Annotated in this window: 12 protein-coding genes and 1 tRNA gene; 6 read left to right on the plus strand and 7 right to left on the minus strand. The window is 54.3% G+C overall.

Annotated features, from left to right (window positions below; translation table 11 throughout):
* The 4 genes from G497_RS0111650 to G497_RS0111665 all read right to left on the minus strand — a co-directional run.
* The coding region (locus tag G497_RS0111650; protein ID WP_034637764.1) for a CD3324 family protein at positions 1-254 on the minus strand (254 nt) is incomplete at its 3' end.
* A 286-nt stretch (positions 255-540) separates the two neighbouring features.
* Positions 541-897 (minus strand): hypothetical protein, encoded by a 357-nt coding sequence (locus tag G497_RS0111655; RefSeq protein WP_027188277.1) that lies wholly within the window; start codon positions 895-897, stop codon positions 541-543.
* A gap of 775 nt (positions 898-1672) precedes the next feature.
* A tRNA-Ile gene (locus G497_RS0111660) sits at positions 1673-1748 on the minus strand.
* 97 nt (positions 1749-1845) lie between these two features.
* Positions 1846-2637 (minus strand): protein phosphatase CheZ, encoded by a 792-nt coding sequence (locus G497_RS0111665; protein WP_027188278.1) that lies wholly within the window; start codon positions 2635-2637, stop codon positions 1846-1848.
* A gap of 286 nt (positions 2638-2923) precedes the next feature.
* On the opposite strand from G497_RS0111665, the gene G497_RS0111670 reads away from it, so the two are divergent.
* The 6 genes from G497_RS0111670 (at position 2924) to G497_RS0111695 (ending at position 10698) form a co-directional block, all read left to right on the plus strand.
* Positions 2924-3667: a CerR family C-terminal domain-containing protein gene (locus tag G497_RS0111670; RefSeq protein WP_027188279.1), complete on the plus strand. Its 744-nt coding sequence runs from the start codon at positions 2924-2926 to the stop codon at positions 3665-3667.
* Between the two features lie 11 nt (positions 3668-3678).
* Positions 3679-4500, plus strand: a complete 822-nt coding sequence (locus G497_RS0111675; protein WP_027188280.1) for an efflux RND transporter periplasmic adaptor subunit — start codon at positions 3679-3681, stop codon at positions 4498-4500.
* A gap of 275 nt (positions 4501-4775) precedes the next feature.
* Positions 4776-6557: an ATP-binding cassette domain-containing protein gene (locus G497_RS0111680; RefSeq protein ID WP_084516264.1), complete on the plus strand. Its 1782-nt coding sequence runs from the start codon at positions 4776-4778 to the stop codon at positions 6555-6557.
* A complete protein-coding gene (locus tag G497_RS0111685; RefSeq protein ID WP_027188282.1) occupies positions 6554-7720 on the plus strand; it encodes an ABC transporter permease in 1167 nt (388 codons plus the stop codon). The genes G497_RS0111680 and G497_RS0111685 overlap by 4 nt, the downstream gene beginning before the upstream one ends.
* Positions 7717-8835: an ABC transporter permease gene (locus G497_RS0111690; protein ID WP_034637766.1), complete on the plus strand. Its 1119-nt coding sequence runs from the start codon at positions 7717-7719 to the stop codon at positions 8833-8835. Before G497_RS0111685 ends, G497_RS0111690 begins: the two co-directional genes overlap by 4 nt.
* A 438-nt stretch (positions 8836-9273) precedes the next feature.
* Complete coding sequence (locus tag G497_RS0111695) at positions 9274-10698, plus strand: efflux transporter outer membrane subunit (protein WP_027188284.1); 1425 nt, start codon at positions 9274-9276, stop codon at positions 10696-10698.
* Positions 10699-10908: 210 nt separating this feature from the next.
* On the opposite strand, the gene G497_RS0111700 is transcribed toward G497_RS0111695, so the two are convergent.
* The 3 genes from G497_RS0111700 to G497_RS0111715 form a co-directional block, all read right to left on the minus strand.
* Positions 10909-11169, minus strand: coding sequence for a type II toxin-antitoxin system Phd/YefM family antitoxin (locus G497_RS0111700; protein WP_027188285.1), 261 nt, complete (start codon positions 11167-11169; stop codon positions 10909-10911).
* Complete coding sequence (locus G497_RS0111705; protein WP_027188286.1) at positions 11166-11450, minus strand: type II toxin-antitoxin system RelE family toxin; 285 nt, start codon at positions 11448-11450, stop codon at positions 11166-11168. Before G497_RS0111705 ends, G497_RS0111700 begins: the two co-directional genes overlap by 4 nt.
* Positions 11451-11725: 275 nt before the next feature.
* Positions 11726-17065: beta strand repeat-containing protein (locus tag G497_RS0111715; protein WP_027188287.1), on the minus strand; the 5340-nt coding region annotated here is incomplete at its 5' end.

Consider the following 17065-nt stretch of genomic DNA (forward strand, 5'->3'; position numbering starts at 1 on the left):
ATTATTTTGTATATAGTTTTTGGAGACAAGTAATACTGTTCAGCCAAATCCTTAACGGAATGACCCGCTAGACGTTTGGTGACAATTTCCCTGTTTCTTTCCAGAATATTTTTTCTGGTATCGGTGTTTGCACCCCACAATTGTTTTCTGTCTTCTTTGCGTGGGATGTAAATGTATTCACCATCTATATACTTTTGCACGGCGCATAATAACTTACGCGGCAATGCTCTGTTTGCATTTTTATAGCCCATCATGCTCCTCCTAATTATATTTTAGGATTGAGCAAGGGCTATTGCCCAAGAATTATGGTGTTATGCAATAGCCCTTGCTATGCATGACAAATGGGATCAAGCAGTATAAACATACTGTTCCTCTTTTGGGTAAAAATATTGTTGTGGTTAGAGTTTCTAAGCTCTGCCTATGCTTGTGTCAACATGACGACAACGGCTTGCGTGTGAACAAGCATAGCCATCTATTTTTCTTGATGTTTTCATTGCGGAAAATATTTCGTAGCGCGCCCTGTTAGATTCTCTTTCCTCCTTATTCGACAGTTACCCTGAAACGGCATTTATCTGCACCGCCCAAAATAGTTTCAAGTATTTCAACGTTTATGTTTTTATTTGGCAGCAAATTTCCGATAACATACAATATGCTCTGGCGTGAACATTCACAGTGGGATACGTCGTTTACTTTGCCACTTATTACCTCTTGGCAGACGCATGAAGGATAACCAATTTCATAAATATGTCCCTTTTCAATTGTCTTTGCAAAAAGCCATTCGGTATTCCCGTATCGTTTGTACTGTTCATCCAAAGAACCACATTCTTCAAATTGCTTTTTTTGCATTGGGAGTATCGTATCTTTGACACAATTTATAGCTTTGTTTTTGTAGTCCATTTTGTCCTTTACCTTAATTTGGTTTATGAAAAACTGCCGCAATGGCATTGAACCATTTACGGCAGCACTTTAATCAGCCGTTTGTTAATAAACTGTGCACAACTTTTCAGCATCCTCCTTGTCTCTTCAGAAAAGAGAAAGCGCTCTAGGTTGTAAAAGTTACTAAATAGATATGAGCTGCCGAGACAGTAAACCCTTTCACTCTGATTTGCCCGCGCACCCATTCATGCGGAGTAGAGTTATTTATTAACGTGCCCCACTGGAGTTGCAATTACCTCCTGTGGCATAACTTATTACCCCCCTCTCCCTTTTCAAACGAACTTACCCATAACCCCATCAACGTATGCGCGCTTTGCTGCGCCCGCCCACTCATACGGAGTGCTGTAGTTTAGGTGCCGCCGTCCTTCACGGTGGCAATTACCTTACGTGGCACAGCCTTTTATTCTAGCAAGCAACCGATAAGCGCCCCTTCGCCCTCACTTGGCACGGTGGTTTCCCGCGTGAATATATTTGTGCAGCGTACGAGTCTTCGAGTGAGCGGAACAAATCTACTGAGCGCGGCCGTAGCCTAAACGGGGCCTTGGGGCAGAGCCCCAAGGGTGTGGGGTTGTTAGGGGGCCGCACAAGGGCCCCCTGACCCAAGCGGAGCGGATGAATGATGAGAAAAAAAGAATGGTGTGGCGCTTGCGCAGCAAGAAACCATGCACTATCAAGTTTCTAAAACGAAGGAAGGCAGCCACTTCAAGTGACTGCCTTCCTTCTTCTCAAAAAATAATGGTGGGCCCAAGAGGGTTTGAACCTCTGACCAGCCGGTTATGAGCCGGCGGCTCTACCAACTGAGCTATAGGCCCGCAAGCAGGAACACCTTACGCTTCCTGTGCAAGGCAAGCATAGTACGGGAACTCCCCGTATTTTGTCAAGCCACAGAAAAATAGCAACGTACGCGCCTTACAACCCAAGGCTAGCCAACAAATCATCCACCGCCGTTTGCGAAGCGTCCAGGGTGGGGCCTTTCAGTTCTGAAGGAGCTGCCGCCTGTGGCTGGGGCTTTGCTTTAATTTTTTCCACAGCGTCGCGGCTTTCCTGCTGAATATCTTCCATCCGTTTATCCCCAAGGCTGCCGCTTTGCTGCATCATAAGCCCTGTGGAAACGTACAGGTCGAACACCGTTTCACGGATGGTGGCAATGGAGGCAACTACTTTTTTCAGCCGCTGTCCGGTAAGGTCCTGAAAGCTGAGGGAAGTCATAATTTCCGTAAGGTGCTGGGTACATTCACCGGAAATGGCTTGCAGCCGCGCCACCTGGGCTTCCTGCTGAGCATTTATTGGCAAGCTGGCACGAATGCCGTCAGCTTCTTCATGCAGGGCAAGCATGGCCTCGCTTGCTGTCATAATGGTTTCCGTTGCCGCAAGCAGGGTTTGCATTATTTCGTCAATCTGCTGGGTGGTATGGCTGAACAACTCTTGGGTGTTTTCCACAGGAACGGCAGGGGGAGCGCCGGTGCTCGTGCTGGTGCTTTCCGGGGTGGAAGCGGAAGATATTTCTTTAAAAATAGTTTTCAGGCCATTGCGCATTTCTTCATTCACATACTGGTAAAACTGGCTTTGCAGCAAGGTTTTGGTCATGCTGGAAGAAAGTTCCTGGCGCACTGTTTGGGTAACAGATTCTTTAATAGCATCTGTGAGCTGGGTGGAAACTTGGAGCAGTATTTTTTCTACCACATCTTCATGGGTAATCATGGAGGCCTCTTTTACTTTCTATAGTCATGCCGGGACAAGTATATGACACATGGGATAATAAAAACTGATACCCAGTATTGGACAAAAACCACACCGCGTCAAGTAATTTGGCACACCTGCGGGACTCATCCGCACAAAAAATTACTAGCGCACCCTTCTGGCAGAACGAAGCAATATGGCAATCATCCATATTCAAACAAACGTTTGACCTAATTATTGTGTTGACGTATCGTATGGTAAATGACAGTTCACAACCAGCCGGCGCGAGTAAAAGGAATACGCACAAATGCCCACCCCAGCCACCCACACTGCCCCCCCAGCAACAGGCCCCCAAAAAAAGTCCTCCAAGGGGCAGGAAGCCCTGCTCGCAGCAGCCGTCAGCCTGTTTGCAGAACTGGGACTCAAGGGCACCAGTGCCCGCTTGCTTTCCGGGCAGGCAGGGGTAAACATTGCCGCTATATCCTACCACTTTGGTGGCAAGGAAGGCCTGTACCGCGCCGTTCTTGCCCACATCACAAAAGAAGTAACCAGCCGCATGGCCCCGGTGTGGCTACAGGCGGAAAGTGCCCTGGCCCAGTGTTCCAGCACACCGCATGGGAAAGCCCAGGCCCTTGCAGCCTTGCATGGCATGATGATGGGCTTTGCCGCATTCTTTTTGGAGGAAACACGGGTACACGACTGGGGTCGTATTATACTGCGCGAACAAATAGACCCCTCCCCGGCGTTTTCCATTCTGTATGAAGGGTACATGCAGCGCGTCCTTACCCTTTTGGCCGGGCTTGTGGCCTGTTGCACCGGGGCCAATGCCGAGGATGAATCGGTACGGGTGCGCGTACACTTACTGCTGGGGCAGGTGCTGGGGATTTTTGCCGGGCGGGAAGCCTTGCTGCGTTCACTGGCGGTTACGGCCCTTTCCACCGCCCATAAAGACCTGATATATAATTTGCTGTGGGCACACACCCAAGCGGCGCTCAACGTGCATGGGGCAACGCTGCCAACACAGGCTGCCCCATGCAATCAGGCGGAATAAAGGAATAAACCATGAAAAAAGTCATTCTCCTTGTACTTCTGGCAGCCGCTCTTGGGGGGGGTTACACATACCTGAAAAAGCAGCAGGCCGGGCAACAGCAAAGCAACACCATTACACTTTATGGCAATGTGGACATCCGCGACGTTTCCCTGGCCTTTCGGGTGGGGGGGCGGCTGGCTGCCGTGTTATTTGATGAAGGTGACAGGGTTACCCCCGGCACCCTTATGGCCGAGCTGGACAAAGTGCCCTTTGAAGAATCCCTTGCCTTGAACGCCGCCGCCCTGGCAGAAGCGGAAGCAGCCCTGCGCAATGCGGAACGCACATACAGCCGCAAAGAAAAGCTCGTCGGTTCCGGGGCAGTTTCCCAGGGCGCGCACGACAATTCCCTGGCCCTGCGCGAAGAAGCCCAGGCGCGGGTAGCCACTGCCACGGCCCGCATGGCCCAAGCCGTTACGGCCCTGGAAGACACCCGCCTGCTTGCCCCTGCTGGGGGCACAGTGCTCACGCGTGGGCGGGAGCCTGGCTCCATTTTACCCGCCGGGGCCCCAGTGTTTTCCCTTGCTCTGGATTCTCCGGTGTGGGTACGGGCCTATGTGGAAGAACCCTTACTGGAGCAGGTATTCCCTGGCCGCAAAGCCACTGTCATTACGGATTCCGGCAGGCGCTACCAAGGCCAGGTGGGCTTTGTTTCGCCCCAGGCAGAATTTACCCCCAAGAATGTGGAAACCACCCAGCTCCGCACCGACCTTGTGTACCGCCTGCGCATCGTTGTCGACACCCCCGACGAAGGTCTGCGCCAGGGTATGCCCGTTACCGTACAGTTACTCCCGTAAAGTTATTTGTGGAGGACGCTGTCCCCCACACCCCCTGCAAGGGGAATGATTGACTCGGCCCTTCCTGGGCCTCGGCTTTCGGCTACTGCCCTGTGGGCAGTTCCCAATTGTGCTTCCTGCACAATTGTCCCCTTGACCCCCATATGCGTTCAGCTTTTGGCAAAGCGAAAAGCTGAACGCATATGGGGGGTTCCAAGGGCATCATGCCCTTGGCGGTGGGGGTTGGGGAGGCAGAGCCTCCCCAATATCACCACACAATCACACAGGATAATTCCATGCCATTCGCGCCCGAATCCTTTCCCCAAGATACTGCCCAAGGGCTGGTTACCGCTGCCGGCCCTGCGCCCCTTGTGGTGGTGCAGGGGCTGTGCAAGCAGTTTCCGGGCGGGGCAGCGCCTGCCTTGCAGGGCATAGACGCCACCGTATTCGCCGGGCGCATGACAGGCCTTGTGGGGCCAGACGGCGCGGGCAAAACCACCTTGCTGCGCCTTATGGTGGGGCTTATGCACGGCAACGCAGGCAGTGTCACGGTGGCAGGGCACAACGCCGCCACCCAGGCCGAGGCCATTCATGAAGTAACCGGGTATATGCCGCAAAAATTTGGCCTGTATGAAGATTTGACCGTTCTGGAAAACCTCACCCTGTATGCCGACCTGCGGCATGTGGTGGGCAAGGCACGGCAAGAACGCTTCCAGCAACTGTTGCACTTTACCGACCTTGAGCGCTTCCAAAAACGACTGGCAGGCAAACTTTCCGGCGGCATGAAGCAAAAACTGGGGCTGGCCTGCGCCCTGCTGGGCAACCCGCGCCTGCTGCTGCTAGACGAACCCAGCGTGGGGGTAGACCCCATTTCCCGGCGAGAACTCTGGGGCATGGTGCGCGAACTGCTGGACGGTGGCATGGGGGTGGTGTGGTCCACAGCCTATTTGGATGAAGCGGAAAAATGCGACACCGTCATTTTGCTCAACCAGGGGGTGAAGCTGTATGACGGCCCGCCCAAAAGCCTGCTGCAAAGTGTTGCAGGCCGGGTGTTTCAGGCCAGGGGTGTGCAGGAACATGACCGCCGCCGGGTGCTCACCCACCTGTTGCAGCAAGAAAGTGTTATGGATGGCGTTATTCAGGGGCGTTATGTGCGCGTAACCCTGCGTGAAGGGGCAACCACGCCTCCCCTGGAACACGGGGAATGGGTGGCAGCGGCCCCGTGCTTTGAAGATGCCTTTATTAACGCCCTGGGGGGCGGGCCGGGGGGGCGTTCCCGGCTGGCGGAAAGCATGGAAGTTAAACCCGTTACTGATCAGGCCGTGATAAAGGCCCAGGATTTGACCAAATGCTTTGGCAACTTCGTGGCGGTAAAAGACAATACCTTCCGCATTGCCCGGGGTGAAATTTTCGGCCTGCTGGGCCCCAACGGTGCGGGCAAATCCACCACCTTCAAAATGATGTGCGGACTGCTGCAACCCACCCACGGCAAGGCCTTTGTTATGGGGCTGGACCTGAAAACAGCCACCTCGGCCGCGCGTTCACGCATTGGCTACATGGCCCAGAAATTTTCCCTGTACGGACAATTGAATGTGCTGCAAAACCTGAAATTTTTTTCCGGCCTGTATGGCCTTGGCGGGCGGCTGCAAAAAGAGCGCATCGACCTTATGGTGTCCATATTCGACCTGCACGCCTACCTTGGCATGAACGCCGGGGTACTGCCCCTTGGCTTCAAGCAGCGCCTGGCCCTGGCTTGCTCGGTAATGCACCACCCGGACGTGCTGTTTCTGGACGAACCCACCTCCGGCGTAGACCCCATTACCCGGCGGGAATTTTGGACCCACATTAACGGCATGGTGGAAAAAGGGGTAACAGTGATGGTAACTACCCACTTTATGGATGAAGCAGAATACTGCGACCGCATTGGCTTTATCTACCGCGGGGAGAATATTGCCACCGGCTCGCCCGACGACTTGAAAGCCATGGCCCGCACCGCTGCCATGCCGGAACCCACACTAGAAGATGCCTTTATTACCCTGGTGGAACGCAGCGACGCCGCACGTGAGGGGGCAGCATGAGGCGGCTGTGGGCACTTATCCGCAAGGAATCGTTACAAATTGTGCGCGACCCCAGCGCCATACTCATTGCCTTTATCTTGCCCATTATTTTACTGTTCATTTTTGGCTACGGCGTAAACCTAGACACAAACCGGGTGCGGGTTGGCCTTGTGCTGGAAGAGTATACCGCCCAAACCAATGCCCTGGCAGCCACCTTGCGCGGCTCCAAATTTCTGGCAGTCACCCAAGGGCACGACAGGCGGGAAATGCAGGCCGCCCTCACCTCCGGGGCATTACGCGGCTTTTTGGTTGTGCCCAAGGGCTTCACCGCCCAAACTGCGGCAGGGGGCAGCGCCGCCATTCAGGTAATTGCAGATGGTTCTGAGCCCAACATTGCTTCCTTCGTACAAAATTATGCCAAGGCCGTTACCGCCCTGTGGCTTGCCCAGCAAACCATGGGAGGGAATGATGCCACGCCCCAAACCGGAGCAGGCAACCTGCACCAACTGCTGGCCCAGCCCCCCAACAGCACGGCCACCATTCAGGCCAAAAGCCGCTTCTGGTATAACCCGGAACTGAAAAGCCGCAACTTTTTGTTGCCCGGCTCCATTGCCATTGTCATGACACTTATCGGTACGTTACTCACTGCCCTTGTGGTTGCGCGGGAATGGGAACGCGGCACCATGGAAGCCCTTATGGCAACCCCGGTTACCATAACTCAGCTATTGCTGGGCAAGCTTATTCCCTACTTTTTCCTGGCCTTAAGCTCCATGGCAGTGTGTTTTCTGGCGGCTGTGTTTTGGTACGATGTGCCGTTCCGGGGCAGCTTTCTGGCCCTGCTGGCCGTCACCTCTGTTTTTCTGCTGGCCGCATTGGGGCAGGGGCTTCTTATTTCCTCCCTGGCAAAAGACCAGTTTCTGGCGGCGCAGGTGGCGCTTATCTCCGCATTTTTACCCGCCTTTATGCTTTCCGGCTTTATATTTGAAATCAGTGCCATGCCCACGCCCATTCGCACCCTTACCTTCGCATTTGCGGCGCGGTACTTTGTTTCCGCCCTGCAAACCCTGTTTTTAGTCGGCAATGTGTGGCCTCTCCTGCTTTCCTGCATGGGGGCCATGGGGGGCATTGCCCTTGTGTTTTTCCTGATAACCGCACGCAAAAGCGTGAAAAGGCTTGATGCATGATCGCTTTTTTCCGCAGAATTCGGGCGCTTATCGGTAAGGAACTATTGACGCTCTTCCGCGACCCAAAGGTACGCATCATTCTTATTGCCCCGCCCATGATGCAGCTTTTCATTTTTTCCTTTGCCGCCACCCTGGAAGTAAAAAATGTCAGCGTGGCTGTGCTGAACCAAGATAACGGCAAGCATGGCCTTGCACTGGTGCACCGTGTGGCAGCCTCCCCCACCTTTACCCGCATGGTGTTTGTGCAAAGCCAGGCAGAGCTGGTTCCCCTGCTGGACGAACAGCGAATAATTGCCGCCCTGCACATTGCCCCGGATTTTTCCAGGGGGGTAGAAAGCGGGCAGGGGGCCAGCGTGCAGCTTATTATGGACGGCAGGCGTTCCAATGCCGCCCAAATTGTCAGCGGCTACATAACCAGCATCATAACGGCGTACAGCATGGAAATAAGCAAAACCAGCGGGGGCACACCCCCCCCTGCCCTTACTATAGAGCGCAACTGGTTTAACGAAAACCTCATATACCTGTGGTTTACCGTGCCTTCCCTGGTGGCAGTGCTGGCCATGCTCATTACCATTATGGTCACCGCCCTTTCCGTTGCGCGGGAAAAGGAGCTGGGCACCTTCGAGCAGCTTCTTGTTTCCCCCCTGGTGCCGTGGGAACTGCTGCTGGGCAAAACCCTGCCTGCCATTCTTGTGGGCTTTTGCGAAGGCCTCATGATTGTGGCCATCAGCGTTACCATATTCCGCATTCCCTTTACCGGTTCATTCCTGTTGCTGGCTGCTACCCTTCTGGTGTTCGTCATTTCCCTGGTGGGCATAGGGCTGTTTCTCTCCTCCATCTCCTCCACCCAGCAGCAGGCCATTCTTGGAGCCTTCGTGTTTCTGGTGCCCGCCGTAACCCTTTCCGGCTTTGCTTCCCCCGTGGAGAACATGCCCCACTGGCTTCAGGTAGCAGGCCTGGTAAACCCCCTGCGCCATGCCCTTATTCCCATAAAAGGCCTGTTCCTGAAAAATATGCCCGCCATAGACGTGTGGGCTAACATATGGCCCATGCTTATTATTGCCGTGGTGGGCCTGGTGCTTTCCGGCTGGTTCTTCACCCGGCGGCTTGAATAACACACTCATGGGGAGGCTCTGCCCCCCATACCCCCTCCCTTTTCTCCGCTCGTGACTGCCATCGGCTTTAGGGAAGGCTTTGGCGTAGGTTGTATTGAGCCACTCTACGGCCTAGAGGTATTCCAAGCACCTGCGAGCGAGTGGAGGCACCGCAGGTGCATTCAGGCGCGAGCAGGGGGCTGTGCTTGGGCGGGGCGTTGGTGAAAAGATAGAATTTTTTACGCAGGCAAGGCGGCGGTGGATTTTTCAAGCGGGCTGACCTCACGGTCTGCCCCGCAGGAAAATTCGCCGCCAACAAAGCCTGCGTGAAAAAGGCTAGTTTTACCAACGTGCCACGCCCAAAACCAAACAAAACACGTATAGCTTGCTCTAAGACTAGCTAAGTTACTAATGCACTCTTCAACGGTATGAGCCAAATACTTCACAAAGGATAGGGCTATGAAACGACGGGTTCTGCTTTTTCTGGTTGCGCTGGCGGCTGCGGGGTGCGCGGTGGGGCCAAACTACACAAAGCCCCAGCCTGGGCCAAATGCAGGCTGGCACCCAAGCCCCAAAGCTGCGGCCCTATTGGCGGCCGAGGCCAAGGCCGATGCCGCCTGGTGGCGCACCTGGGGCGACCCTACCCTAACGGCGCTTATTGAGCAGGCCGCCCGCAACAACCACGACGTGCGCCTTGCTGGAACCCGGGTGCAGGAAGCACGGGCCATGTTTTCCGGTGCCGGGGCAGCAGGCCTGCCCAGCCTGGAAGCTTCCGGCACAGCCCAGCGCCAGGGCCGCAGTGAAAACGCCTGGATGCCCGCCGCCCCTGGCCTAAAAACCCAAAGTTCCTATTATGACGCAGGGTTTGACGCAAGCTGGGAGCTGGACATTTTCGGCGGTGTGCAGCGCAGCAAAGAAGCTGCCGCCGCCCGTGCCCAGGTTGCGGAAGAAGAACAACGCGGCGCAATTTTGCGGGTGCAAGGGGAAGTGGCCCGTGCCTATACCGCCTTGCGCGGAGCCCAAAAGCGCTACGCTGTGGCCGTGAAAAATAAGGAATTGCAAGCAAAAACCCTGCAAGTGGCCCGCCAGCGCCAAAAAGCCGGGGAAGGCGGCGCGTTTGAAGTGGCGAGAGCGGAAGCCCAACTGCGCATAACGGAAGCCGCCCTGCCAAACCTTGCGGCAGAAGCAAGGGTGAATGCCTATGCCCTGGCGGTGCTTACCGGGCAACAGCCGCAGGCACTGCTGGAAACATTGCTGGCGGAAAAGCCCCTGCCTGCCCCCAAAGACCTTGTGCCCGTGGGCCTGCCTTCTGAAATGCTGCGCCGCAGGCCAGACGTGCAGGCAGCGGAACGCCAGCTAGCAGCGGAAACGGCAGATGTGGGCGTTGCCGTGGCAGACTTGTTCCCCCGTTTTTTCCTTACTGGCGGGGTGGGGGTAGAAGCGCTGGCGTTTAGCGATGTATTCCGCGGCAATAGCGGCACCTATGCCCTTGGCCCCAGCATACGCTGGCCCCTGTTCCAGGGCGGGGCCGTGCGGGCGCGCATTCGGGCCCAAAAAGCCCAGGCAGAAGGCGCTGCCATTGCCTATGAAAAAGCTGTGCTTGTGGCCCTGCAAGAAGCGGAAAGCGCCCTGGTGCGCTATGGCGAAGAAGCGGTAACCCGCAAAGTGCTGGCAAAAGGTGCGGCTGCGGCGCGGCAGGCCGTTGCCATTGCCGGGCAGCGCTACCGCGCCGGGGAAGATAATATCCTTGCCGTGGTAGATGCAGAACGGGAACTGGCAACAGTGGAAGACGCCCTGGCCCTTTCTGAAACACGAATGCTGACTAACCTTGCGGGGTTGTATAAAGCGCTTGGGGGTGGGTGGGAACCGTTTGAAAAGAAGTAACGTGCGGTGAAAGAAGAGCGGTAACATAGTAGGCGTAGGCAAGGGCGAAAGGGCACCACTCCCCTACGCTCCCCCACTCCGTCTTCCCTGCGCAGGCAGGGAACCAGTATTCATGCCTTTTGCCTTTCCTACTCCCCCCACACACAAAACCGCCCCCGGCAACAAGCACCGGGGGCGATTCATAAAAACGTATAAACGGAATAAAACCTGCTACTTTCCAGCAGCGCGTTTCAGACGTTTTTTCATAAAGGCGTCAGCCTCAGCAACAGAAAAGTACCCGCTTGTGGCTGCTTCTTGCGCCCGTTGCAACCATATGGAATCGTCCAGATCCTGCAACCGTTGAAATTCTTCATACGAAATCATAACAACAGTTGGCCTGCCAGATTTTTCAATAACAACAGGCTCTTTGCTGGCATCCGCAACACAGGCTCCAAAATTTTGTTTGGCATAGGTAGCATTCACGGTGTTCATAGTATCCCTTTCCTCTTGGCTTGCTTGTACACATCACTATCATTGCGCTTGCCAATAACATCAATATACAGGCATGCATCATCAAACCAGTAAATAATTCGATATTCCCCAACGTCTTTTCGCCGACGCTTTGGCGTAATGTTACTCACAAGCTCTTTTGAATCTTCCGGCTCCGGGTTCCGGCGCAAGGCTTCTGCAGCATCATATAACTGGCAGAATTGCTTGTCCGGCATTTTATCCAATGCTTTTTGGGCGTCTTTCGTTAGTGTGAATGTGCGCATATTCCATCCTTAAATAGACAATATGTCTATTACGTCTATTGGTCAAGCACCCCACGCCCCTACGCCGTCATTCCCCCCACGCACCTCCCCACTCCCCTACGCACCTCCCCACTCCGTCTTCCCTGCGCAGGCAGGGAACCAGTATTCATGCCTTTTGCCTTTCCCACCCCACACACACAAAAACCGCCCCCGGCAGCTGGCACCGGGGGCGGCAATTTAAAAGGCATGGCAAGCGGCACAGGCATGCGTTCCCCTGTGCCGCCTTGTTTCTCGCCTTAGGAAGTAATCAATTTAATTTCCTGTTCAACAAACAGGTCATGGCCTTTATTATCCTGCCAGTGGTCGTATATTCTGCCATCTTCCGTTACCGTGCCACCCTGGTTCCAGGTAACGCCTGCTTCTTTCAAGCTCAGGGTGTCGTCGGCATCGCCTTTTACAAACACTGCGGCGTCGCTGCCCGCGCCACGGTTGCCCGCATCTTGCCAGCCCATTTCAAGAAGGCTGTCCAGCATGGATTGGGTCATATTCAGCATGTTGCTTTCATCCCCTTCCATGTCCAGTAGAATGGCTTCAAAGTTCGTTACAGTGGCATTGGTGGTAAGGCCATTTAAGGTAACCATGTCAGCCGGGTCTGCATCGTCCAGTGTAATGTGCAGCATGTCCAAGTCGCCCAAACCACCGTCAATAATGTTGTGGGCGGCATCGCCTGTTATCTTGCCGGAAAGAATGACAGTGTCGCTGCCTGCACCGCCGAATATCTGGTTGCTGCCATTCCCTTCGGCAAACAGGGCATGCTGCCCGCCTTCAAGGTGTATTGTATCGTTACCAGCGCCACCATCAATAACGTTGGTTCCCGTGCCCGTGGCATACATGCCATAGGCGTTTTCGCCCTCTGCCTGAATGAGTATGGTGTCGTCACCACCTTCACCGGCAATGGTATAGCTGCCAGTTGCGGCATACATGCCGTAGGCGTATTCGCCATGGGCAGTAACCGCTATGTTGTCATGCCCGGCGGCAGCATGCAGGGCAAGGTCAGCCCCGGCAATGGTGCCCATGGCAACTGGCTCATGCACATCCACACTGTAAGTGTCGTTGCCTGTTGTGCCAGCCATATTGGTGGTAAGGGCTTGCTGGAAGGCAAAATGCTCGCCTGCATTTTCCATGTTCTCCATGCCAATCATCCCAGCCGCAGCCGCAGCTAAGTCCGCGCCCATGCTGTCGGTCTCCTCCAGCAGCATACTCATGGGCGCTATGCCGCTTACCAGCATACCCTTTTGCACATATATATAACTCCCGGCATAGGTGCCACCTGCTATGCTGTAGCAAGCAAACTCCGTGTCGCCAAAGCCTTCCAGTTTCACAAAACTGCCATTACCACCCACACGTGTCCAGCCAGTGCCGCCAATAATGTTGTCGCCTGCATCGCCCGTAAATACCAAGGACTGGAACTTCTTTGTTCCGGTAAAGCCGTTTGTGCCCAGGCTGGTCAGCAAGGTAGCAAAGTTAATGCTGTCGGTACTGCCCGTGTAATCCAGGTGCAAGCCTTCAAACTGGGTTGTGTTGGTGCTGGTTATGCCGCCAAATAGGTTGGTTGTTCCAGCAGCAAGGTTACGGTCCAGGCTGATGATGTCACCCAACTGGTGGGTAGTGCCACTGCCTGCTGGGCGGGAAATGGCATCGTCCCCAACACCGCCTTTCACTGCTGCCCCTGTGCTCATCACATTCAGATTCAGGGTCTTCCCTTCCAGGCGCACAATGTCTTTGCCCGTGCCACCGTCAATGGTGGTGTAGGTCATGGCCACGCCTGTGTTGATACGAATTAAGTCATTCCCGGCATCGCCAGAAATAGTATTACTACCAGAGCCAGTGCCTGTGATGTTTCCGGTAATGCTTATTAAATCATCATCTGCACCAGCAGAAATGATATTTTTGCCCCTACCTGTCTCGCCATACATATCACCTTTGATAATTATTTGATCATTGCCAACCCCACCATAAGTATAGTTACCAGCAGTGTAGACATCTCTCGCGTATATGGCATAATTATTTGAAGAAATCAAAATAGTATCGTTTCCACTGCCTCCATCTATAATTGCATCGTTATAAGCCCCATACATAGCTATATTCCCAATAGCCCCAGGACTGGCACCGTAAACGTTTACTGAAAACGAATCATCCCCAGCACCTAAATCTATCTTATTGCCGCAATGTATGGCAGTTGTTTGCCTCAAAGTTACAGGTACAAAAAGATTCAGTTCAACTGTATCATTACCAGCGCCCGTAGAAATGTTACCATTAGTCATTATGCCACCGCTTTCTGAGGTAAAGGAGAGATAATCATCTCCACCACCTGACGTTATAGAAGAGTCGATAAGGCCATAATACCACCCGGCTGCTTTCAGTGTCTGAATATAAGAGTTATTCCCCTCACCTAAGTTTATACTCGAGTTATCAATAGTATTCGCTGACGCAGAAGAATTAACAACAACCACATCATCTCCGGCCCCAAATTCCACATTGGCATTTTTCAGTTGGTAATTGCCCGTCATGGTGTCATTGCCCGCGCCTGCCCCCTGGGTAACGGAAGCATTGCTGCCGGAGTCAATATTCACATATGTCTGGTGTGTTTCACCGTCCACATCGTCCGGGGAATCCCACTTGCCAGCGGCATCGCGCACCACCACCACTTCCACAGTGCGTTGATGGGTTACGCCATGGCTGTCTTCATATTCATAGGTAATGTAATCTTTCACCGGGGTGGTGCCTGCCCCCATAAGGGTAGCGGCGTTGGCGGCCAAGGTATACGTTAAGGTACCATCCGCATTTATAGTGGCTGTGCCGTACAGACCTGTAAGGGTGCCGCCCACATTAAGCATTCTAACAAAATCGGCATCGTTGTGCTTTACATCGCCCGTAATGACCTTGCCGTTAATGTTGGCGGCGGTGTTGCCAGTGTACATCACAAAGCGGTCGTCTGGGGCGTCCAGAATAACCGGGGCATTTGGCCCTGTTTCCAGGTAAATGAAGGTTTCCTGCCCATTCACCAGGCCTTTGTAGCAGGCAAAAGGCTCCGTAAAGCCATTCAGTTGTATGTTTTCACTCACCTTAGTAAAGCCTGCGGGCAACACAAACTTGTCGTTAGTATCCCCGGTGAATATCAATGACTTTATAACACCTTCAAAGTTCTTGGTGTCAAAGTCCCGCAGCACGTTGGTAATATCTATCAAGTCCATGCCGGTGCCGCCTGTATAGTCCAGGTGCAGAGCTTCAAACTGGGTCGTGTTGGCGGTAGTTATGCCCCCAAAGGCAAAGGTGCCTGTGCCACCTGAAATTGCAGCCGTGCCGTTGGAATCTACCGAAAGGTTGCGGTCCAGGCTCAGCATGTCGCCAATTTGGTGGGTGGTGCCATCGCCTGCCGGGCGGTCAATAAGGTCGCCAGCGGCGTCCGTGCCGCCTTTCAGGGCTGCCCCTGTTCCCATGGCTGCCAGTTTCAGAATCGAGCTTTCCAGGCGCACAATGTCGGTGCCCGTGCCACCATCAATGGTGGTGTAGGCCATGGCCACACCGGTATTGATGCGAATGGAGTCGTTCCCGGCATCGCCTGTTATGGAGTTGACGGTAGTGGAAGCTGCGGCAAGGCTGCCTGTGTATTCAATGGTGTCGTTATCATCCCCGCCGCTTATGGCAGCGCCAGTCATGGCTGCAGCAGAGTTAATGCGTATGCTGTCATTCCCCGCACCGCCCAGCAGCGTGGCAAACTGCACGGCAGCCGTGGTGCCACTGGAGGTGATGTTCAATGCATCATCCCCGGCCCCCAGGTCCACCACCGTGTTGCCCTTGTTGGCAGCGGCATAGCCCTTGATGTTGCCAATAATATTCAGCAGGTCGTTGCCGTCGCCAGCATCGATTTTACTTATGGAGGCAGCGGCACTGGAGGTGAGCGTACCCTTCAGGGTCATGTCGTCGTCGCCACTCTTCAGGTTCACGCTGCTGTTGGTCAGGTTGTAGTCTATGCGCACGGTGTCGTTGCCAGCTATGGGGCCAAGGCCGTCTGTGTCGCTTGAAGCGCTTTGGTCTGCCCCGGTAAACGCCACATACGTTTGGTGCGTTTCGCCGTCTATGTCATCAGGCGAAGTCCACTTGCCTGCGGCATCCCGCACCACAACCACTTCCACAGTTTTGGTGTGGGTCACGCCATGCTGGTCTTCATATTCATAGGTAATGTAATCTTTCACCGGGGTGGTGCCTGTGCCCATAAGGGTGGCGGCAGTGGCAGCCAATACATAGGTAATGGTGCCATCTGCATTAAACGTTGCCTTGCCGTATAGGGTGTTCACCGTGCCCGTACTCACCATGTGGTCATAAGCGGCATCGTTGTGCTTTACATCGCCGGTAATGGCCTTGCTATTAATGTTGGCGGCGGTGCTGCCTGTGTACATCACAAAGCGGTCATCTGCTTCTATAGTAACAGGAGCATTTGGCCCGGTTTCCAGGTAAATGAAGGTTTCTTGCCCATTCACCATGCCTTTGTAGCAGGCAAACGGCTCAGTAAAGCCATTCAGTTGTATGTTTTCACTCACCTTAGTAAAGCCTGCGGGCAACACAAACCTGTCGTTACTATCCCCGGTGAATATCAATGACTTTATAACGCCTTCAAAGTTCTTGGTGTCAAAGTCCCGCAGCACGTTGGCAATGTCTATCAGGTCCATGCTCGTGCCGCCTGTGTAGTCCAGGTGCAAGGCTTCAAACTGGGTAGTGTTGGTGGTGGTTATGCCCCCAAAGGCGAAGGTGCCTGTGCCGCTAGAGCTTGCTGCTGTGCCCAGTGAATCTACCGAAAGGTTGCGGTCCAGGCTCAGCATGTCGCCAATTTGGTGGGTGGTGCCATCGCCCGCCGGGCGGTCAATAAGGTCGCCCACGGCATCGGTGCCGCCTTTGAGGAATGATTGAGAACCCATGGTAGCCAGTTTCAGCACAGAACTTTCCAGGCGCACAATGTCGGTGCCCGTGCCACCGTCAAGGGTGGCATCCGTCATAGCTGCACCAGTACTAATGCGCAGGGAATCATTCCCCGCGCCGCCCAGCAGCGTGGCAAACTGCACGGCAGCCGTTGTGCCGCTGGAGGTGATATTCAGCGTATCATCCCCGGCCCCCAAGTCTACCACCGTGTTGGCTTTATTGGCAGCGGCAAAGCCTTTAATATTGCCAATAATAGTGAGCAGGTCGTTGCCGTCGCCAGCATCAATTTTACTTATGGAGGAAGCAGCACTGGAGGTGAGCGTGCCCTTCAAGGTCAGGTCATCATTACCGCTCTTCAGGTTCACGCTGCTGTTGGTCAGGTTGTAATCTATGCGCACGGTGTCGTTACCAGCTATGGGGCCAACGCCGTCTGTGTCGCTGGAAGCGCTTTGGTCTGCGCCCGTAAACGCCACATACGTTTGGTGCGTTTCGCCGTCTATGTCATCAGGCGAAGTCCACTTGCCAGCGGCATCCCGTACCACCACAATTTCCAAAGTGCGTTGATGGGTTACGCCATGGCTGTCTTCATACTCATACGTAATGTAATCCAATACTCGTGTGGTGCCTGTGCCCATAAGGGTGGCGGCGTTGGCGGCCAG

Origin of the sequence: Desulfovibrio cuneatus DSM 11391, from assembly GCF_000430005.1 — a bacterium.
Lineage (GTDB): Bacteria > Desulfobacterota > Desulfovibrionia > Desulfovibrionales > Desulfovibrionaceae > Frigididesulfovibrio > Frigididesulfovibrio cuneatus.

Excerpts from the sequence above, each read along its gene's own strand:
- G497_RS0111655 (WP_027188277.1), bottom strand. The coding sequence starts at position 897 with ATGGACTACAAAAACAAAGCTATAAATTGTGTCAAAGATACGATACTC.
- G497_RS0111690 (WP_034637766.1), top strand. The coding sequence starts at position 7,717 with ATGATCGCTTTTTTCCGCAGAATTCGGGCGCTTATCGGTAAGGAACTA.
- G497_RS0111675 (WP_027188280.1), top strand. The coding sequence starts at position 3,679 with ATGAAAAAAGTCATTCTCCTTGTACTTCTGGCAGCCGCTCTTGGGGGG.
- G497_RS0111695 (WP_027188284.1), top strand. The coding sequence starts at position 9,274 with ATGAAACGACGGGTTCTGCTTTTTCTGGTTGCGCTGGCGGCTGCGGGG.
- G497_RS0111680 (WP_084516264.1), top strand. The coding sequence starts at position 4,776 with ATGCCATTCGCGCCCGAATCCTTTCCCCAAGATACTGCCCAAGGGCTG.
- G497_RS0111705 (WP_027188286.1), bottom strand. The coding sequence starts at position 11,450 with ATGCGCACATTCACACTAACGAAAGACGCCCAAAAAGCATTGGATAAA.
- G497_RS0111670 (WP_027188279.1), top strand. The coding sequence starts at position 2,924 with ATGCCCACCCCAGCCACCCACACTGCCCCCCCAGCAACAGGCCCCCAA.
- G497_RS0111665 (WP_027188278.1), bottom strand. The coding sequence starts at position 2,637 with ATGATTACCCATGAAGATGTGGTAGAAAAAATACTGCTCCAAGTTTCC.
- G497_RS0111685 (WP_027188282.1), top strand. The coding sequence starts at position 6,554 with ATGAGGCGGCTGTGGGCACTTATCCGCAAGGAATCGTTACAAATTGTG.
- G497_RS0111700 (WP_027188285.1), bottom strand. The coding sequence starts at position 11,169 with ATGAACACCGTGAATGCTACCTATGCCAAACAAAATTTTGGAGCCTGT.